The following is an 18,154-nucleotide window of genomic DNA, read 5'->3' as shown; positions in this document are numbered from 1 at the left end:
AATCTTTAAACACGCATGAATTGCAACGCTTACTATTAGAAACGAAGCAAAAATTTGAGACACGAAAAAAGATTGCATTAAAAGACATTATTCTTCAAAAAATTCTGATTCACAATTTTAAAGCTGCCCATTTTGTAGGATATGGTATACAGTATTATCCTAATCCTATGGATGTGTATCGTCAACTTAAATTAGTTTCTCCAAATACTCAGGAAACAAAAGAATTGCTTGATATTTTATATGAGTACCACATGTTTTCTATTACAGCGAGAGAAGAGAATGAAGACGAAAATCAGACTCTACAATATCAATTGCGGAAATATATATTTAAAGATGCGCTATCTAATCATAGAGGTCGTTATGATAATCCTTTTGAGACTATCATAAGACAAATTAATGATGTTAAATATGTTCTAGCACAAAGCAAAATATACAAACATTCATTCGTAGAATATCTAACTTCGGATAATGTACCTCCATTAATTCCACCTTCACCAGAATCTGTAAATTATGTAAAAGAGTTTCCTGAATTTAAATATCCAATAGAATAATTCATTGTTTGGTATCATTTTTGTAGCTTCTTGAGACATAACATCATCAGTCAACAAAAACCAATTCAACATGAAAAACACGTATCTAATTAGCTGTTTAGCAGTTATTTTCACCTTTAGCAGTTGCAGTATAGACGAAGACGAACCACAGTTTGATCTTAATGAGAGTCTTGTTGCGTATTATCCACTTGACGGAAATACAAATGATTTGAGTCCTTACCGAGTAAATGCTCAAAGGAGTGGCGCTCGTGAAACTTTTGATCGTTTTGGAAATGCAGATTTTGCATATAAGTTTGATGGTATTGATGATTACCTTCGTATTCCTGCTAATGAACATTTAAATTTTACAGATGAGTTTACGATCAATTTATGGTTAAAAACGGACGTTACGCATTTGCAACAAGTATTGTATAAAAATGTTTCCGATGCTAAACAAACAAAGGCTGCTTACGGAATTTCTATAGGTTATGCTCCATTTGAAGATGAAAAAGTTATCACCAATGACATCATTTTTACAATTGCGCCGTATGGAATTATGCATGAATTGCGAAAGTTTAATTATGAAAAAGATACTTGGTACATGATTACCTGTACTTTAAAAGGAGATACGATGTACTTATATATAAACGGAAAACCTGCATTAATGAAATATATTAAAGGAGAAATTTCTACTTCTACACTTCCATTATTAATTGGAAACGATGGATCGGGTAAAAATCCTTTCAGTGGAAGTATCGATGATATCCGAATTTATAGCTCAGCAAAATCAACAGAATTTGTATCGTATTTATACGGACAATAATTACATTAACATTATATTAAAAGCAAAGGCGCGTTATGTAAACGCGCCTTATATATTTGTTACCATGCAGAAGTAACACAAATTATTTCAATTCAATTCCGTCTGGATTTATAATAATTTGCTTTTGTTTATACAAGCTACCAATCGCTTTCTTGAAGCTCTTTTTACTCATTTTTAAACGCTTCTTTATTTCTTCTGGATCACTTTTATCATGCAATGGTAAACTTCCACCATTTTCTTGTAAAGCATCTAAAACTGTTTGCGCAGAAGGTTCTATATTTTTATAGCCAATCTGTTGTAACGAAAGATCAACTTTATTGTCTTCTCTAATTTTTTTAACAACTCCTTTTAGCTTTTCACCAAGTTTTAATTCTCTGAAAATCTCATCCTGATATACCAAACCTTTGTGTTGTTGATTGATAATCATTTCGACTCCTAATTCGGTAAAACGAGAAACCATTAAATCGACCTCATCAAAACGTTCCACGGTCAATTCTTCATTACTCAAAAACTTATTTGTTTTGCTTGAAGCTACCAAACGATTCGTTTCTTCATCCAAATAACAATATACAACATACCATTTTCCCTCTAGCATATCACGTGCTTGTTCTTTGAATGGCACAAATAAATCTTTCTCTAATCCCCAATCTAAAAATGCACCATAATCACTCAGAGCAGTTACACGAAGTAACGCAAATTCGTTAACTTTCATATAAGGTTTTAAGGTAGTTGTTACGGGACGTTCATGACTATCCAAATACGCAAAAACAGTAAGCTTATCTCCTATTTCAAAAGAACTTGGCACATATTTATTTGGCAACAAAATTTCATTTCCTTCTTCATCCCCTAAAAAAAGTCCTGGAGGCGTTTCTCGTAAAATCTCTAATGTATTATGTTGTCCTATGTGAATCATATTTCTAAATTTCGGTCAAAGGTACGTTTTATCTTATTCTTAACCATAAAAAAACACCATCCTGACAAAGATGGTGTTTTCAAAAGAGATTTTAATAATAGTATTAAAATACAATCTGATATTAGTTGTAGATTGCTTCTTTTCCGAAATGAACTGCTAATAAGTAATATACAACAGCTCTATATTTTGATTTGTTAGAACGACCGTACTGATCCATTACACCATCAATAGCTTTATCTAAATCTGCGCTGTCAGCCAATCCTAATTTTTTGATTAAGAAATTATTTTTTACGGTTGCTAATTCTGATTCATCAGTTCCTGAAACAGTTGACGCATCTTTGTTGTAGATAGCTGGTCCACATCCAATAGTCACTTTTCTTAATAAATCCATATCTGGAGTTACTCCACATTTGTCTTTTAAATCAGCTGCGTACTTTGTAATTAGCTCGTCTCTCTTGCTCATAATTGTGTTTTATTTATAGTTGTAAAAATTTGACTAATAATATCTGGGATCAAAAGTATGTGATTGAAAGATATTCTTACTTTGCAGAAAGTGCTCGTTATTTATTTTCGTTGAAAAACTTAAAATAATCGATTAACGCACTATCATTTTCAGTTCTTGGCGTAAAAACCTCTAAAAGCTTTGGTTTTTCACTTTCGTGATAAAATGTTTTTAGTGCAGTTTGAAGTGATATTTCATCAGAAGCTGTAGTATAATCAAAGTGATACATTTCTGCTAATTGCTTTGCTGTATGTGGATGAATGGTTTCAAAATACGTATCAAAGTTCTCAGTATTTTTATTTCCAGGAAGAATTCTAAAAATTCCGCCACCACTATTATTCACTAAAATAATTCGGAAGTTTTTTGGGATGTAATTATTCCACAGAGCATTGCTATCGTAAAAGAAACTTAAGTCTCCAGTAATTAATAGTGTTTGCTTTTCAGCGACTACGGCAGTTCCAATTGCTGTAGAAGTACTTCCGTCTATTCCGCTTGTTCCGCGATTGCAAAACAATTCGATGCTTGCATCAATTTCAAACAATTGTGCATACCGAACTGTAGAACTGTTTCCTAAATGCAGAATAATATCTTGAGGTAACGTTCCTAAAATCGCTTCAAAAGCCTTTAAATCTGTAAAATTGATTTGCTTTAAATAGATTTCATGTCGTTGTTGACGTTCTTGTTTGATTGTCTTCCAAAATGATTTATACGAGCTTTCAATAGCTATTGTTTGATCAAAGAATAATTCAAAGAAATGATTCGGATTGATTTGAAAGAAGTGCTCCAAACAGAAAAATGTATCAAATACTCTGTTTTCATGAATGTGCCAATGATGTTTTGGTTGACGCTTTCTAAGAATCGCTTTTATTTTCTTAGAAACAATCATTCCTCCTAGGGTTACCAAAACTTCTGGCTGAAATTCGTCTAACATGGCTTCATTCTTCTCTATGGGCAAAATCATTTGATCGATTTTATTGAAGAATTTATCATCGCGCAAATTAGAAGTCGTTTCCGTAAAGACCATCACAGAAGGATCATTTGCCAAAAGCTCCCAATATTTTTTAGAAATCGTATCTGGTGGTAAGGTTCCTACTAACACCATTTTTCGTGTAGCATTGCTCCAAATGGAAGCTGCATTTGCTATTTTTTCATACTCAATATTCTCTTTCAATTCTAACGCCTGTACAACTGGAAACACTGATGGTTCAGCTTGCATTTCATACAAAGGTTCATCAAAAGGTGCATTAATATGCACAGGACCGTTTTTTTCAACAGCAGTATTCAATGCCAAATTGATTTCGTTTTCGTTATGGGTTTGAATATTTTTTTGCAGTTCGCGTTCCATTTCTGGAGATAATTGATGTGTTTCTGCTAAAATGGTCGTTTTATGTGTAATGTCTTGTTTTAAATTTGCCTCATAATTGATGTGCCCTTTAAAAACATGTTTCTGCCGAATTGTTTGTCCATCACCAACATCAATCAAATATTCAGGTCTGTCTGCAGAGATTACAACCACAGGAACATTGCTGTAATACGCTTCCGCAATAGCGGGATAATAATTTAAAACAGCCGAACCCGATGTACAAATTACCGCTACAGGTTTGTGTAATTGTTGCGCCATTCCCAATGCAAAAAAAGCGGCACAACGTTCGTCTACAATACTGTACGCATGAATGTTAGGGTGCTGAGAAAAACTTAATGTTAATGGTGCATTTCGCGATCCTGGGGAAATCACAACATGGTTGATACCTTTGGCAATACAAAGCGAAACTAATGTTTGTGCTAGTGGGATTTTTGAGTACTTCATTCGAGTTACAAAAGTACGGTTTTCAGCGCATTTTTTATAATACTCGCTTCATTATTTGCGATTTGGCCAATGTTTCCTGCCATTCGGATTCAGGATCAGAATCTTTGGTAATTCCTCCTCCTACACAAAGAATTCTTTTAGTGTCAGTTAGTTCCATACAACGTAGATTTACATACAACTCAGAATAGCTGCGAATTGTTTTGTATGCACTGTTTTCTTGATTTTTACGATTGCGGTTTCGAGAAGTTTCTTCTATTATATTCAACTCTCCTAAATATCCAGTATAAAACTTTCGTTCATACTTTTCTTCTTGAAGAATAAATGATTTTGCAGCTTCAGTAGGAAAACCACAAATTGCAGGAGTTGGATGCAGTGCTTTAATTACATCTCCGATATTTACATTTGCAGCCATTCTTGCAGTAATCATAGCACATAAATGTACCAAACTGCCTGCACGGTGCGTTTCTGCTTTACTCACTGACAAGTTAGTTGTAATAGGTTGCAAGCGGTTTGCGATATAATCTGTCACAATTTGTTGTTCCTCTTCCTCTTTTTGATTCCAAGTAATCTCAGCATGTTCTTGAAACTTCTGTGTTCCTGCCAAAGACATTGTACTAATGCCGTTTCTTCTGGCATTGACTAAAGTTTCTGGAGTTGCACCTGCCCACATGCCCACTTTTGGATGATACCATAAATACACAAAAGCGTTTGAGTAATGCTCTCGCAAACGTTCAAATAATAAAAAGGGATCAGTAGTGGTGTTGATTTCTTCTTTGCGTGACAATACAATTTTTTCAATTGCTGAATTTTGAATGGTTGTCACGGCTTTTTCTACCAATTTCAGATGTTGTTTGTGTGCTGCTTCTGAAGGAGTTGGAATTTCAGTTTTCATCGCATTAGAGTCCACTTTCTCTATTGGCGACATACGTATTCCATCAAATGGAATCAAAATTGCCTTTTCCGTATTATCAAAAGGTGCAAATACAAATCCACTTTCTGTAAAATCAGTAACAGTGTACAATTCGTCTGTATGCTGAAAAATTGCTTTTACAGTTTTCCCTTTTGGTCTTCTAAAAGCTACAAAAGGAAGTTGTTTTTGATATTGTTCTGATAGTTCGGATAGCATTTCTATAAAATTATTTCGCCAATACGATGGTCGTTAATTTACAAAGAGAAATCAGCGCACCTTCTTCATCTTCTACTCTAATTTCCCATAGATGCGTTGTTCTTCCTTTATGAATTGGACGTGCAGTGGCAAAAACTTCTCCTTCACTTTTACTTTTTAAGTGATTGGCAGAAATTTCTAGACCTTTAATTTTATACTTTGCAGTGTCGATAAACAAATGAGAAGCTGTGCTACCAACTGTTTCTGCTAATGCCACAGTAGCACCACCGTGTAATAATCCTTGTGGTTGATGTACACTTGAGTTTACAGGCATCTTTGCAGTTAAAAAATCATCTCCAACATCTGTGTAGGAAATTTTTAGTGTTTCTAACAAGGTATTTGGTACAATTGCATTGAGTTGTCCTAAAATTGCTTCTTTATTAAGATTCATTTGATATATTTATGAAAATTTATCGACTATTTTTGAAATACAAAAATACGAAACCCTAGCAGAATATATTAGGAATGGAAGAAAAAGAAATTACGTATAAAATCACAAACACATACTCAACCATGAACACGTTGACCAACAAAACAAAGAATGTTTGGTTGGTATGTCATGGTATTGGTTTTTTGAGTCGTTATTTTATAAAATATTTTGACGCACTGAATCCAGAAGAAAATTATATTATTGCTCCACAAGCCTCTTCAAAATACTATTTAGGAAACGAATACAAACATGTTGGAGCAAGCTGGTTAACTCGTGAAAACACGCAAGCTGAGATTAAAAATGTTATGGCTAATTTGAATGCTATTTATCAAGCAGAACAAATTCCTGAACATGTTAATTTTTACGTCCTTGGTTTCTCTCAAGGTGTTTCCATAGCCATGCGTTGGGTAGCGCGTTATCAAATTCTTTGTGACAAACTGATCATTTATGCAGGAAGCATTCCTACAGAGTTAACTTCTGAAGATTTTGCATTCATCAATCCAGATAACACAAAAATTCTAAACATTGTAGGTTTACAAGACGATTATTTCACTGAAGAACGTATGCATCAAGAGCATGACAAAATGCAATTACTCTTCGGTAAGAATTACACTTTTAAAACATACGAAGGTACGCACAAAGTCTCAAGAGCGGCATTAAAAATGTTAAAAAAATTATAAAATGTAACGGACTTACGTATCTTTAGTAAGGCGATCACGTAATACCATTTTGCGTTTTCTATGTAATTTTATAATATTAAAATATCACTGAGCGGTAATTTTAGTTTTCCTAAAAAACCTAAAGTAGCTCAGTCACATCTATAATAACCAATCAACCAACCAAAAAAATGCATGATTCCTCAGGTCATGCATTTTTATTTTACTAATAATGAACAAATTACCTTAAGAAGAAGATAAACAATTCTTTTTTAGTCATATCCCATCTTTATTTTATATATTTTTATACTAGTAAAAGAGTATAGTATAAGGTTTAAAATAATATAATACTCACATTTTTTTTAGTTTCTTTGTAAGCTATGATAGCTCCAACTATACTTACCAAAACTTTAAAAGAATACTTCGGATACGATAAATTTAGACCGTTACAAGAAGAAATTATTACTTCCATTTTTAATGGGAATGACAATTTAGTTATTATGCCTACAGGTGGCGGAAAATCAATTTGTTATCAACTTCCAGCTATCCTACTTGATGGACTTACGATTGTGATATCTCCTTTGATTGCTTTAATGAAAGACCAAGTTGATGGATTGACCACTAACGGAATTTCAGCAGCTTATATTAACAGTAGTCAGACCGAAAACGAACAACAAGAAATTTACACTGAAATTGAAAAAGGCACTATAAAACTGCTGTATACTGCGCCAGAGAGTCTAACCTATTTGGATGCTATTTTTAACCGTCAAACCATCAGTCTTATCGCCATAGATGAAGCACATTGTATTTCTTCTTGGGGACATGACTTTCGACCAGCGTATACCAATCTTGGTTATTTAAAGAAACGGTTTCCAAAAGTTCCATTAATTGCTTTGACAGCTACTGCCGATAAAGCTACACGTGAAGATATTGCCAATCAGTTGAATATTCCTGATGCTGCTCAACATATTGCTTCTTTTGATCGAAAAAATTTAAAATTGGAAGTTCGTCCAGCCAATGATCGTATCAAACAAATCATCAATTTTATAAACGATCGCCCAAATGAAAGTGGAATAATTTATTGCTTGAGTAGAAAAGCCACTGAAAAAGTTGCTGAAAAACTCAAAAACGCTCACGTCAATGCCGTTGCATATCACGCGGGTATTGGTCATGAATTTCGTTCAAAAATGCAAGAAGATTTTATCAATGATACATGCCAAGTTATTTGTGCTACTATTGCTTTTGGTATGGGAATCGATAAATCAAATGTACGTTGGGTTATTCATTATAATCTACCAAAAAACATAGAAGGTTATTATCAAGAAATTGGTCGTGCTGGACGTGAAGGGTTACAATCTAAAACACTGCTTTTTCACAGTTAAGCAGATGAAATTCAATTGAAAAAGTTTGCTGAAAGCTCTGGAAATGTTGAAGTGCAATTGGCGAAGCTCGATCGCATGAAAGAGTATGCAGACGACTTGAGTTGTCGCCGAAAAATTTTGCTGAATTATTTTGGAGAATTGATCAGTGAAGATTGTGGAAATTGTGATGTTTGTACCAATCCGCCTCAGTTTTTTGACGGAACCATTATTGCTCAAAAAGCATTATCTGCTGTAGCACGTGTAAACGGTCAAGAACCGATTGGTACGGTGATTGACGTATTACGTGGCGCACAAAATACTACTATTTTTGACAAAGGTTATCAAGAGTTAAAAACCTACGGAATTGCTAAAGATATCGCTTGGCTTGATTGGAAACAGTACATTACGCAACTTATCAATCAAGGATATTTAGAAATTGCCTTTCACGAAAACAATAAATTAAAACTTACCGAATTTGCCAAAGAAGTCCTTTTTAGCGGTAAAAAAGTAGCACTTGCAGACTTGGTCGAAGTCGAAGTAGTAAAAAAGAAACAGAAAAAGAAGGAATCAAAAGCCACAAAGAATTCACTATTTGAACGATTGCGAGCATTGCGTTTGGAAATTTCCAGAGATGAAGATGTTCCTGCATACCAAATTTTCAGTGATGCAGCTTTGCGTGAGATGGAAGCCGAGCGCCCAATGTCTGACGAAGAATTTATACAAATTAACGGTGTTGGGCGTGTCAAAATGATGAATTATGGACATGCTTTTATTAAAGAAATTATCAATTTTACGAGTGAGAAGAAAAAGAAACGCAAAGTAGATACAACACAAAAAACGAAAGAGTTGTTGCAATTAGGCTTATCTATTGAAGAAATTGCAGAAGAACGAAAATTAGCTGTCGGCACTATTTTTTCACATATTTTCAAGCTATACAACACAGACAAAATTATAGATTTACATCAATTTATTGACAAACACGATTTGGAAAGCATTCGAAAAGCAAAAGAAGAATTAGAAAATCCTGAAACTTTAAAACCCTATTTTGAACATTTTCAAGAAGCGATTTCATACAATACCATACGTATTGGTTTGGCTATTATAAAAGACGAAAAAGCTTAACTCAATATATTTTTCCTTTTTTTGAATCAATAAACTAGTTGGTTACTTAAGCAAAATAATACCATTATTATTGTTACCCATATAGTATTTTTTTAGCAATCTGTCTGATTTTAAAAATTTTACATTTTAAGTCATATCAAACGAAAAATTTCATAATCTAACGAAATTCTGCTAACTTCCTATCAAATTCAATATTTAATTAACCTTAACCAACCCAATTATGAAAAAAACTACTCGTTTTATTCCTTTTTATTGCGGGCATAACGATCAATTACGCCCAAGGAATTTTTGATGATTCCATACATACTGCAACTACTTTAGGAAGTGTGAATTCTCCTGGCGGCAAAGCTATTCAAAATGTTATTGATCAAAATTCAAATACAAAATACCTAGATTTTAATGCCTTTGATGGTATCGGTTTTCAAGTCGATTTATTAGGTGTAGCACATACAGCCATTGCGATGGAAATTGTAACGGCAAACGATGCTCCTGAGAGAGATCCGGCCAATTATGAAATTTTTGGTTCTAACGATGGAACAATTTTTACAAGTATTGCTACGGGAAGCATTCCATGTGTTTCTACACGTTTCTCTATCAGAATATTCTCATTTACAAATACAAATTCATATTCTTATTATCGATTAAATTTTACTGGAACTTGTGGTACATCTAGTATCACCCAAATTGCAAATGTACAACTGTTTGAATCTATGGGTGATTCGCCAGTAATTACTTGTTCTGCTAATATTACGGTTAATAATACAACTGGACAATGCGATGCCGTTGTGAATTATAGAGTCACTGTTAACGATACCGAAGACGGAATATTAACACCAATCGTAACTTCTGGTTTGCTTCTGGCGCTTCTCTATTTTCAACCTTGCTGTAGGAATGTATTTCGAACGATTGCAAGACACTCCAAATAATATTGCTATGAAGCGAATTATTAAGAATTAAAATAGAAACTAAAATTGTCAAATCGAGCATAGTTGAGATGAAAAGCGGAACTCTTTTTTATAACTATTTTCAACTGTGCTCGAACTGATAAGTAGTTATTTTGCTACAATAAACTCTTCTTCCCTAACCCATACATTGATTTCACACTTTGAAAATGATGCTTGACGAATTGTCTATTTTTTTACTTGAAATTTGACATTACTTTTCTTGCTAAATCAAAAATCAATACATCATGTCATATTTTAAGTATACGTTAGTAGTATTGTGTTACTGCTCCTTTTTATCTGTATCAGCACAGATGAATAGTGAAAATTTAAAAATTATTAGTACGAAAAAAAGCGTATTCAAAAACTTACAACTTATTCCAATTAAAGCAAATACTGCTTATAAAAAAGCCTACCAAAATATTGGAAAGTATGATAATTTAAAGAAAGCCATTGAATCTGGAAAAATTGAAATCAACGATTCAGGATCTGTGAACACACTTATTGCCATTAATAATTCAAATGTAAATGTATATATCATCGCGGGAGAAGTTGTAAAAGGAGGAAAACAAGATCGTTTGGTCGCAGAAGATGTTGTGATTGCACCAGGAGAAACAAAGAATATTCCTGCATTTTGTGTAGAGCAAAATCGATGGCAACAAAAAGAATCGGGAAATAATTTTAACGGATATTTTAATGTAACCAGTCAAAATGTAAGAAAAGCTGCTTTGGTAGAGAAAAATCAACTAAAAGTATGGGCAAATGTTGCTGAAACTACCAATAAAAACCAAGCTTCTTCAAGCACAGGAACCTATGCTGAATTGGCAAAATCGAAAACTTATACAAAAGATTTAAACTCGTATCTGAATTATTTTAAAGGAAAATTCATTAATAAGAGTTCTACAGTTGGTGTCATTGCCGTTTCTGGGAATAAAGTCATTGGTTGCGACATTTTTGCTACACATGATTTGTTTAAGAATGCCTATCAAGGCTTATTACATTCGTATATTACTGAAGCGATCACCAATGGTAGCAAACCGATACTTAGCAATGCAGAAGTTTCCAAATATTATGAAAAATTCATGAAAATTGAAGCGGAACAGGACAAAAAATTAGAAGGAAAAGGAACCGTGTTTCGTCATAAAAACAAAAAATTACATTTGACTTCTTTCTAGAAATTATATCTATTTTAAAGCATAAAAAAGCAGCTCAATGAGCTGCTTTTTTCATATAATCTAATGAAATTTCTTCATTTTTAAAAAAGGTCTACTTTTCAATTTTCTTAAAGTCAAGTTACTTCACTTCTTCGAAATCTACGTCTTGCACGTCTTCACCATCTTTATGATCTGCTCCATCTTGTGCAGAAGCATCTGGTCCTGGTTGTGCTGCTCCACCTTGTTGGGCTTCAGCTTGTGCTTTGTACATTTCTTCACTTGCCACTTTCCATGCTTCGTTGATTTTCTCTAAAGCTGGGTCGATTACAGCGATATCTTTTGTTTCATAAGCTTTCTTCAATTCTTCCAAAGCATCTTCAATTGGTTTCTTCTTATCATCAGATAATTTATCACCAAATTCGCTTAATTGCTTTTCTGTTTGGAAAATCATAGAATCAGCACTGTTTAACTTATCAGCTGTTTCTTTAGCTTTCTTATCCGCTTCCGCATTTGCTTCTGCCTCTTGCTTCATTTTCGCAATTTCTTCTTCTGTTAATCCTGAAGAAGCTTCGATACGAATGTTTTGCTCTTTGTTTGTTCCTTTATCTTTAGCCGAAACATTGATAATTCCGTTTGCGTCAATATCAAAAGTTACTTCAATTTGCGGAACTCCTCTTTGCGCTGGTGGAATACCATCTAAATGGAAACGACCAATTGTTTTATTGTGTGCTGCCATTGGACGTTCACCTTGTAATACGTGAATTTCTACAGATGGCTGATTGTCAGCTGCAGTTGAGAATACTTGTGACTTTTTTGTTGGAATTGTAGTGTTTGCTTCAATCAACTTTGTCATTACGTTCCCCATTGTCTCAATTCCCAGAGAAAGTGGTGTTACGTCTAATAATAATACGTCTTTTACATCTCCAGTTAATACTCCACCTTGAATTGCTGCACCTACGGCAACTACCTCATCTGGATTTACGCCTTTACTTGGTTTTTTACCGAAGAATTTTTCAACTGCTTCTTGTACTGCTGGTATACGAGTTGATCCACCAACTAAGATAATTTCGTCGATATCTCCTGTAGATAAACCTGCATTTTTAAGTGCCGTTTGGCAAGGCTCAATAGTTCTTTTTACTAAATCGTCAATTAATTGCTCAAACTTTGACCTTGATAATGAACGTACTAAGTGTTTTGGTCCACTAGCAGTTGCTGTAATATAAGGCAAGTTGATTTCAGTTGATGTAGAACTAGATAATTCAATCTTTGCTTTCTCAGCAGCTTCTTTTAAACGTTGTAATGCCATTGCATCTTTACGTAAATCCATTCCTTCATCATTGTTGAACTCTTCAGCCAACCAGTTGATGATTTTTTCATCCACGTCATCTCCTCCTAAGTGTGTATCTCCATCTGTAGATAATACTTCAAAAACTCCGTCTCCTAATTCTAAGATAGAAACATCATGTGTTCCACCTCCAAAGTCAAAAACCACAATTTTCTGATCTTGACCTTTTTTATCCAATCCATAAGCTAATGCCGCAGCAGTTGGCTCATTGATAATTCTTCTAACTTTTAAACCTGCAATTTCACCAGCTTCTTTTGTAGCTTGACGTTGTGCATCATTAAAGTATGCAGGAACTGTAATAACAGCTTCTGATACATCTTGTCCTAAGAATTCTTCTGCAGTTTTCTTCATTTTTTGAAGAATCATTGCTGATAATTCTTGTGGTGTATATAAACGACCATCGATATCTACTCTTGGTGTATCGTTGTCACCTTTTACTACTTTGTAAGGAACACGTCCTGCTTCTTTAGAAGATTCAGAAAATTTGTTCCCCATAAAACGCTTGATAGAATAAACTGTTTTAGTAGGGTTCGTTACTGCTTGTCTTTTTGCAGGATCACCAACTTTAATTTCTCCACCTTCAACAAAAGCAATAACAGAAGGAGTTGTACGTCTTCCCTCAGCATTTGCAATTACAACTGGCTCGTTTCCTTCCATTACAGAAACACATGAGTTGGTAGTTCCTAAATCGATTCCAATAATTTTACTCATAACTTATTTTAAACTTTTATCTATTGTGTTGTGTTATACTTTTATTTAATGTTTGCTTTTCTAACTTGGGTATGAATAGTCAATGATTGTGCCAACAGACAAATGAATAAATTTTGACAGATAACAGTAAATTTATGGTGAAATTAATGACAGGTTGTCATAAATAGTCCTAAAGAATCGAAAAAAAGCTGACGATATGTTAGAAAACCGTCAATGAGTCCAGAAATACTTTTGAAGCATTCAAATATTAATCTTAAAAAAAAAGAAATCTTGGACTTCTAAAAGATCCAAGATTCCATGTGTTAAAAAATATGTAAGAGTAGTTTTTAAGCTTTTTCTTTAGCTGTCATACTTACTGCTAAACTATATATTACTAAACCAAAACCGATTTTGTTAATCGCATCACCTATGTTGTATACTACGTCTAATGATAACTCACCAAAAATTCCATCATACCATCCTGGTGTTCCAGCCATGTATCCTATTGGATAAATTGCCCATCCAACTAATACAAACCAACACAATGTTTTATGTGCTTTCAGAATGTATCCACCAGCTTCAACTGCCAATTTCTTTGCACTTCCAAGCCAAATTTCATAAACGATTACAAAATATGCGATCCCTGAAATAAGACCCCAAATTTGAGCCTGATCTCTGAATACTGCTTCTCCAAGGTATCCAGTTACTAACATTACTGTTGATAATAGAATCAACTTCCACATTAATGATTTTTTTGCTCCAGCTACTTTTAGAATCAAGTAGAATTCAACACACATTAACGGTACTGTCAAAATCCAGTCTACATAACGGAAAAATGTCGGAGATGATCCTGTATCAGCCCAATAATCACGCATGTACCAATAATGAACAGCAGCTATGAAAGTAATGAGGCCCGATACAAGAATCGATGTTCGCCATTTTTTATCAAAATTATTCATTGATAAAAAGAAAAATACTGATGCAGCCATCATAGCCATACATCCTACAAAAAACGTAAATCCTACGTAATCATTTGGTGCCATTTTAGCAACAAAAGGTAAGTTTAATAGATAATTCATAATTATAGATAGATTAATTAATAAATGATTTTTTAAGTTTATGTTTATTATTTAAAGTGAATGTTTAAACAAAAATACTAAAATTTTGTTTAACTCATTTAAAAATATTTTACACAAAATGAAAAATATTGTAAATTTGACACTATGAAACACCTTTTGAAGTCAGATTATCAAGATTTTATGATAATTATAACATTTTTCTTATTCTGGATAAGTATTCAATTTGGAGAAGTAATAGAGGATACTATTGCTTATGTTTTTGTATTGAGTTTAGGAATTATCCATGGAGCCAACGACTTAACTATATTACAAAAAAAGAAAATCGAAAAGAAGCGCTTTGGTAAGTCGCTTTTTACATACCTTTTAATTATTCTTTTTTGTATGGTTATATATTGGATTTTTCCTTTTACTGCTATGCTAATTTTTATTTTGCTGAGCGCTTATCATTTTGGAGAACAGCATTTAGAGAAAAAATTAATTCCTCTTGGTAAACTAAAAAGATGGGTATACATCATATACGGACTCTTTATATTTTCTTTGCTTTTTCATGAAAATATTTCTGATGTAAATAATATTCTTTCCAACTTAACTTCAGTGGAAATTAATTTAACACTTGTAAAATATACCCTAATTGTTTCATCTTCAGTTTTACTTTTACTTCCTGTATATTCTTATTTTAAGGACATTACCTTAGCTCTTAATTACTTTAAAGAGGTATTATATTTACTAGTTTTATTTTTAGTATTTAAAACAGGATCTTTAATTTTTGGATTTGCAGTGTATTTTGTGTTTTGGCATAGTATTCCTTCCATAGCGGATCAAATACATTATTTATTTGGCGCAAATGACAAACGTTCCATCACGAAATACTTCCAAACTGCTTTTTTTTATTGGATATTAAGTATTGTTGGATTGGTTGTCTCTTATTATGCACTAGATACCAAATTTTTTAACACGGTTTTATTCTTAATCTTATTTGCTGTTACTGCTCCTCATACTTGGGTAATGAAACGTATGAAAGAATAAACCGTACAAACTTCTCATTTTTAAAACTCCTAATGTTTAGAGTGATCAAAAACAAATAGAGAACATCTAGTTAATCCTCTGAAAATGTATCACTAAAAGTTATTTTACGAAAACCTTTGAAAAAAATTCAAATCTTATTTAATTTTCAAACAATACAATTATATTTACTGCCACAAACAACTAACTTATTATGGAATATATCAGCGTTTTTGATATGCTTAAAATTGGCGTAGGTCCTTCTAGTTCCCATACTTTAGGACCTTGGAGAGCTGCTGAAAGCTGGATTAAAGAACTAAAAGCTGCAAACCTTTTTGATGATGTTACTTCTATTAAAGTAAGTTTATTCGGTTCTTTATCCTTAACGGGAAAAGGACATGCTACTGATTTAGCTGTTTTATTGGGTTTATATGGTGCCGATCCTGAAACTGTTCCTACTGAAGATATTCCGACGATTGTAGAAACTATTAACAAAGAAAATAGTTTAGCTTTCAATCAAGAAAAAGAGATTCCTTTTACGCCAAGTAAAGATATTATATTCAATTCTAATTTTTTACCGTTTCATCCAAATGGCGTTACATTTCACGCCATAGTCAATCATAAAATTCATTCTTCTACCTTTTATTCTATTGGCGGCGGATTTGTAGTTAAAGAGCATGAAACACATGATGATACCGATCATCCTATTCGTATTTTTCCATTTCCTATTGATAAAGCAACGGATTTACTTGAGTTTTGCGAAAAGGAACAGAAAAAAATCTCTGAGATTGTCCTTTTGAATGAAACTTTATTACGTTTTCCAGAAGAAATTGATGCTGAGCTAAAACGCGTTTGGAAAACAATGTTAGAATGTATGTATACAGGCTGTCATACCACTGGTGTTTTACCTGGAGGATTAAATGTGAAACGCAGAGCCTATGATATTCATCAAAAGTTGAAAGGGGATTTACCATATTCTACTCCTGAAGAATGGTTGCAAACAATTCGAAAGACTAAAGTAAGGTTTCGTCAAATTTTTAAATGGGTAAGTTGTTTTGCGCTTGCGGTAAATGAAGTAAATGCTTCTTTAGGTCGTGTTGTTACTGCTCCAACCAATGGAAGTGCTGGAGTTATTCCAGCTGTTTTAATGTATTATATGGTTATTGAAAATCATAAAGCAGATTTTAGTCATATCAAACGTTTTTTACTAGTTGCTGGAGAAATTGGCAGTATTTTCAAAAAAGGTGCCACTATTTCTGCTGCTATGGGTGGTTGCCAAGCTGAAATTGGTGTTTCTTCTGCCATGGCTGCTGGAGCTTTGACAGAGTTGTACGGAGGTTCACCAGAGCAAATAATGGTTGCTGCTGAAATTGCCATGGAACATCATTTGGGACTGACTTGCGATCCAATTGGTGGTTTGGTACAAGTTCCGTGTATAGAAAGAAATTCCATGGGCGCTATCAAAGCAATTAACGCTGCAGAATTAGCGATGGAAACCAATCCAGAAGATGTGAAAGTTCCGCTGGATAAAGTAGTAAATACCATGTGGGAAACTGCAAAAGATATGAATTCCAAGTATAAAGAAACGTCCGAAGGTGGATTGGCCATCGGTGTGAATTTAGCAGACTGTTAGTTTAAGACTTGCTTTGTTTTTAGACTTTTAGATATATTAGATACGTCTTTTCGAGAAGCATAGCGAAGTGGCAATCTGTTTCTTTAGTAATAGCATTTATGTTGTATTTATTCTTAAAACACTAAAAACAAGCTACCTTCAAACCTCCATCAAAAAGTTCGATTTTTAACTATTCTTGACAACTTTTTTTACGTCGCGTATCAATTAAATAAATAATTTTCCATTGTCCGTTGTCTTTAAATAATTGAAATGAATTCACGCCACAGTGTAGAAACTTACCATCAAGCCAAAACTCATAAGGTGTCCATACATTTGCCATGGTTCCATCTACTTGTACATTATAAGATTGTATACGTTCGTCCCAAGTTGGACTATCTCTTCTATTCACAACTGCTTTTATAAAATTGTTTGCATTGCCATTTTTAAGTACTGCTTTGCCATCTTTGGTCGTAAATGTAGTTTGTAGAATAATATCTTTATGGACTACTTGTTGCATCAGTACAGAATCTTTTTCATGGAAGCCTTCAAAAAATTGGATGACAGCTTGTTTTGCTGCTTTTTCATCATCAGTTTGTGCATTTACACTAACACTTATGACAAAGATTATTAAAAGTAAATATCGTTTCATAATTGGTTGATTTTGCAAAAAAATAACTTAAAAAAATTAAAATTTATAATAGTTTTAAGATTTTAAAATATTATTACTGTAAACAATTTAGCTAGCTTTACTTCCTTAAAGTTTATGCCCGAATTGATACTATCATACTTAAAAACACCATTTCTTGGTGGGAAAAGAAACGAATTGCTTTTAATTTTTTTGTAGGAATTACTGGAGTTATTGCCATCCTTGCTTTTATTCCGCATCGTTTTGGAGTAGAAGACGCTATTGGAGTAATTTTATGGGGAATCATTAGTAATATTTTATATTGTACCGGAATCTTACTCGAAGTAGCAAACCAATATTATTTGAAAGTAAAACTAAATATTTTTAAGTTTCGATT

At 33.3% G+C, this 18,154-nt stretch carries 16 protein-coding genes and 1 pseudogene; 8 read left to right on the top strand and 9 right to left on the bottom strand.

All coding sequences use genetic code 11. The features are described from left to right. The first annotated feature begins 20 nt into the window (after window positions 1-20). Together MK119_RS07600 and MK119_RS07595 are read left to right on the top strand one after the other, a co-directional pair. Window positions 21-551 (top strand): hypothetical protein, encoded by a 531-nt coding sequence (locus MK119_RS07600; protein ID WP_290672535.1) that lies wholly within the window; start codon window positions 21-23, stop codon window positions 549-551. 70 nt (window positions 552-621) lie between these two features. Then, on the top strand, window positions 622-1,353 hold the full coding sequence (locus MK119_RS07595; protein ID WP_290672532.1) for a LamG domain-containing protein: 732 nt from the start codon (window positions 622-624) through the stop codon (window positions 1,351-1,353). Window positions 1,354-1,435: 82 nt separating this feature from the next. On the opposite strand, the gene MK119_RS07590 is transcribed toward MK119_RS07595, so the two are convergent. From MK119_RS07590 to MK119_RS07570, 5 genes are all read right to left on the bottom strand, one after another. Continuing rightward, window positions 1,436-2,266: a S1-like domain-containing RNA-binding protein gene (locus MK119_RS07590; RefSeq protein WP_290672529.1), complete on the bottom strand. Its 831-nt coding sequence runs from the start codon at window positions 2,264-2,266 to the stop codon at window positions 1,436-1,438. A gap of 121 nt (window positions 2,267-2,387) precedes the next feature. Then, a complete protein-coding gene (locus MK119_RS07585) occupies window positions 2,388-2,729 on the bottom strand; it encodes a DUF2853 family protein (RefSeq protein WP_290672526.1) in 342 nt (113 codons plus the stop codon). A gap of 97 nt (window positions 2,730-2,826) precedes the next feature. After that, entirely contained in the window at window positions 2,827-4,575 is a 1,749-nt protein-coding gene (gene menD, locus MK119_RS07580; protein WP_290672523.1) for a 2-succinyl-5-enolpyruvyl-6-hydroxy-3-cyclohexene-1-carboxylic-acid synthase, read from the bottom strand. Between the two features lie 34 nt (window positions 4,576-4,609). Beyond that, window positions 4,610-5,701 (bottom strand): chorismate-binding protein, encoded by a 1,092-nt coding sequence (locus MK119_RS07575; RefSeq protein ID WP_290672520.1) that lies wholly within the window; start codon window positions 5,699-5,701, stop codon window positions 4,610-4,612. A gap of 10 nt (window positions 5,702-5,711) precedes the next feature. Further along, window positions 5,712-6,131 (bottom strand): hotdog fold thioesterase, encoded by a 420-nt coding sequence (locus MK119_RS07570; RefSeq protein ID WP_290672516.1) that lies wholly within the window; start codon window positions 6,129-6,131, stop codon window positions 5,712-5,714. A 74-nt stretch (window positions 6,132-6,205) separates the two neighbouring features. On the opposite strand from MK119_RS07570, the gene MK119_RS07565 reads away from it, so the two are divergent. From MK119_RS07565 to MK119_RS07550, 4 genes and pseudogenes are all read left to right on the top strand, one after another. Further along, the gene (locus MK119_RS07565) at window positions 6,206-6,850 is read left to right on the top strand and encodes an esterase (protein WP_290672514.1); all 645 of its coding nucleotides are present in this window, start codon (window positions 6,206-6,208) and stop codon (window positions 6,848-6,850) included. A gap of 356 nt (window positions 6,851-7,206) precedes the next feature. After that, a pseudogene (recQ, locus tag MK119_RS07560) lies at window positions 7,207-9,309 on the top strand (DNA helicase RecQ). 326 nt (window positions 9,310-9,635) lie between these two features. Beyond that, the gene (locus tag MK119_RS07555) at window positions 9,636-10,235 is read left to right on the top strand and encodes a discoidin domain-containing protein (RefSeq protein ID WP_290672511.1); all 600 of its coding nucleotides are present in this window, start codon (window positions 9,636-9,638) and stop codon (window positions 10,233-10,235) included. A 329-nt stretch (window positions 10,236-10,564) separates the two neighbouring features. Further along, window positions 10,565-11,425, top strand: coding sequence for a DUF6569 family protein (locus MK119_RS07550; protein ID WP_290672508.1), 861 nt, complete (start codon window positions 10,565-10,567; stop codon window positions 11,423-11,425). 118 nt (window positions 11,426-11,543) lie between these two features. Here the strand turns inward: MK119_RS07550 and dnaK are convergent, their stop codons facing one another. Together dnaK and MK119_RS07540 are read right to left on the bottom strand one after the other, a co-directional pair. Beyond that, complete coding sequence (gene dnaK, locus MK119_RS07545; RefSeq protein ID WP_290672505.1) at window positions 11,544-13,460, bottom strand: molecular chaperone DnaK; 1,917 nt, start codon at window positions 13,458-13,460, stop codon at window positions 11,544-11,546. 326 nt (window positions 13,461-13,786) lie between these two features. Then, on the bottom strand, window positions 13,787-14,518 hold the full coding sequence (locus tag MK119_RS07540) for a bacteriorhodopsin-like (RefSeq protein ID WP_290672502.1): 732 nt from the start codon (window positions 14,516-14,518) through the stop codon (window positions 13,787-13,789). A 144-nt stretch (window positions 14,519-14,662) separates the two neighbouring features. Here MK119_RS07540 and MK119_RS07535 point away from each other — a divergent pair, with 144 nt between their 5' ends. After that, window positions 14,663-15,544, top strand: coding sequence for a Brp/Blh family beta-carotene 15,15'-dioxygenase (locus tag MK119_RS07535; RefSeq protein ID WP_290672499.1), 882 nt, complete (start codon window positions 14,663-14,665; stop codon window positions 15,542-15,544). A 190-nt stretch (window positions 15,545-15,734) separates the two neighbouring features. Further along, entirely contained in the window at window positions 15,735-17,153 is a 1,419-nt protein-coding gene (locus tag MK119_RS07530; RefSeq protein ID WP_290672496.1) for an L-serine ammonia-lyase, read from the top strand. Window positions 17,154-17,322: 169 nt separating this feature from the next. Here MK119_RS07530 and MK119_RS07525 read toward each other — a convergent pair whose 3' ends face one another. Both MK119_RS07525 and MK119_RS07520 read right to left on the bottom strand, forming a co-directional pair. Further along, the gene (locus MK119_RS07525; RefSeq protein WP_290672494.1) at window positions 17,323-17,781 is read right to left on the bottom strand and encodes a nuclear transport factor 2 family protein; all 459 of its coding nucleotides are present in this window, start codon (window positions 17,779-17,781) and stop codon (window positions 17,323-17,325) included. A 112-nt stretch (window positions 17,782-17,893) separates the two neighbouring features. Continuing rightward, the gene (locus MK119_RS07520; RefSeq protein ID WP_290672491.1) at window positions 17,894-18,064 is read right to left on the bottom strand and encodes a hypothetical protein; all 171 of its coding nucleotides are present in this window, start codon (window positions 18,062-18,064) and stop codon (window positions 17,894-17,896) included. Window positions 18,065-18,154 lie beyond the last annotated feature (90 nt).

The organism is Kordia sp., from assembly GCF_022447245.1.
In the GTDB taxonomy this organism is placed as follows: Bacteria; Bacteroidota; Bacteroidia; order Flavobacteriales; family Flavobacteriaceae; genus Kordia.
This window is presented reverse-complemented; position numbering and strand designations above follow the sequence as displayed.

Excerpts from the sequence above, each read along its gene's own strand:
- MK119_RS07595 (WP_290672532.1), top strand. The coding sequence starts at position 622 with ATGAAAAACACGTATCTAATTAGCTGTTTAGCAGTTATTTTCACCTTT.
- MK119_RS07590 (WP_290672529.1), bottom strand. The coding sequence starts at position 2,266 with ATGATTCACATAGGACAACATAATACATTAGAGATTTTACGAGAAACG.
- MK119_RS07585 (WP_290672526.1), bottom strand. The coding sequence starts at position 2,729 with ATGAGCAAGAGAGACGAGCTAATTACAAAGTACGCAGCTGATTTAAAA.
- menD (WP_290672523.1), bottom strand. The coding sequence starts at position 4,575 with ATGAAGTACTCAAAAATCCCACTAGCACAAACATTAGTTTCGCTTTGT.
- MK119_RS07575 (WP_290672520.1), bottom strand. The coding sequence starts at position 5,701 with ATGCTATCCGAACTATCAGAACAATATCAAAAACAACTTCCTTTTGTA.
- MK119_RS07570 (WP_290672516.1), bottom strand. The coding sequence starts at position 6,131 with ATGAATCTTAATAAAGAAGCAATTTTAGGACAACTCAATGCAATTGTA.
- MK119_RS07565 (WP_290672514.1), top strand. The coding sequence starts at position 6,206 with ATGGAAGAAAAAGAAATTACGTATAAAATCACAAACACATACTCAACC.
- MK119_RS07550 (WP_290672508.1), top strand. The coding sequence starts at position 10,565 with ATGAATAGTGAAAATTTAAAAATTATTAGTACGAAAAAAAGCGTATTC.
- dnaK (WP_290672505.1), bottom strand. The coding sequence starts at position 13,460 with ATGAGTAAAATTATTGGAATCGATTTAGGAACTACCAACTCATGTGTT.
- MK119_RS07540 (WP_290672502.1), bottom strand. The coding sequence starts at position 14,518 with ATGAATTATCTATTAAACTTACCTTTTGTTGCTAAAATGGCACCAAAT.
- MK119_RS07535 (WP_290672499.1), top strand. The coding sequence starts at position 14,663 with ATGAAACACCTTTTGAAGTCAGATTATCAAGATTTTATGATAATTATA.
- MK119_RS07530 (WP_290672496.1), top strand. The coding sequence starts at position 15,735 with ATGGAATATATCAGCGTTTTTGATATGCTTAAAATTGGCGTAGGTCCT.
- MK119_RS07525 (WP_290672494.1), bottom strand. The coding sequence starts at position 17,781 with ATGAAACGATATTTACTTTTAATAATCTTTGTCATAAGTGTTAGTGTA.
- MK119_RS07520 (WP_290672491.1), bottom strand. The coding sequence starts at position 18,064 with ATGATTCCCCATAAAATTACTCCAATAGCGTCTTCTACTCCAAAACGA.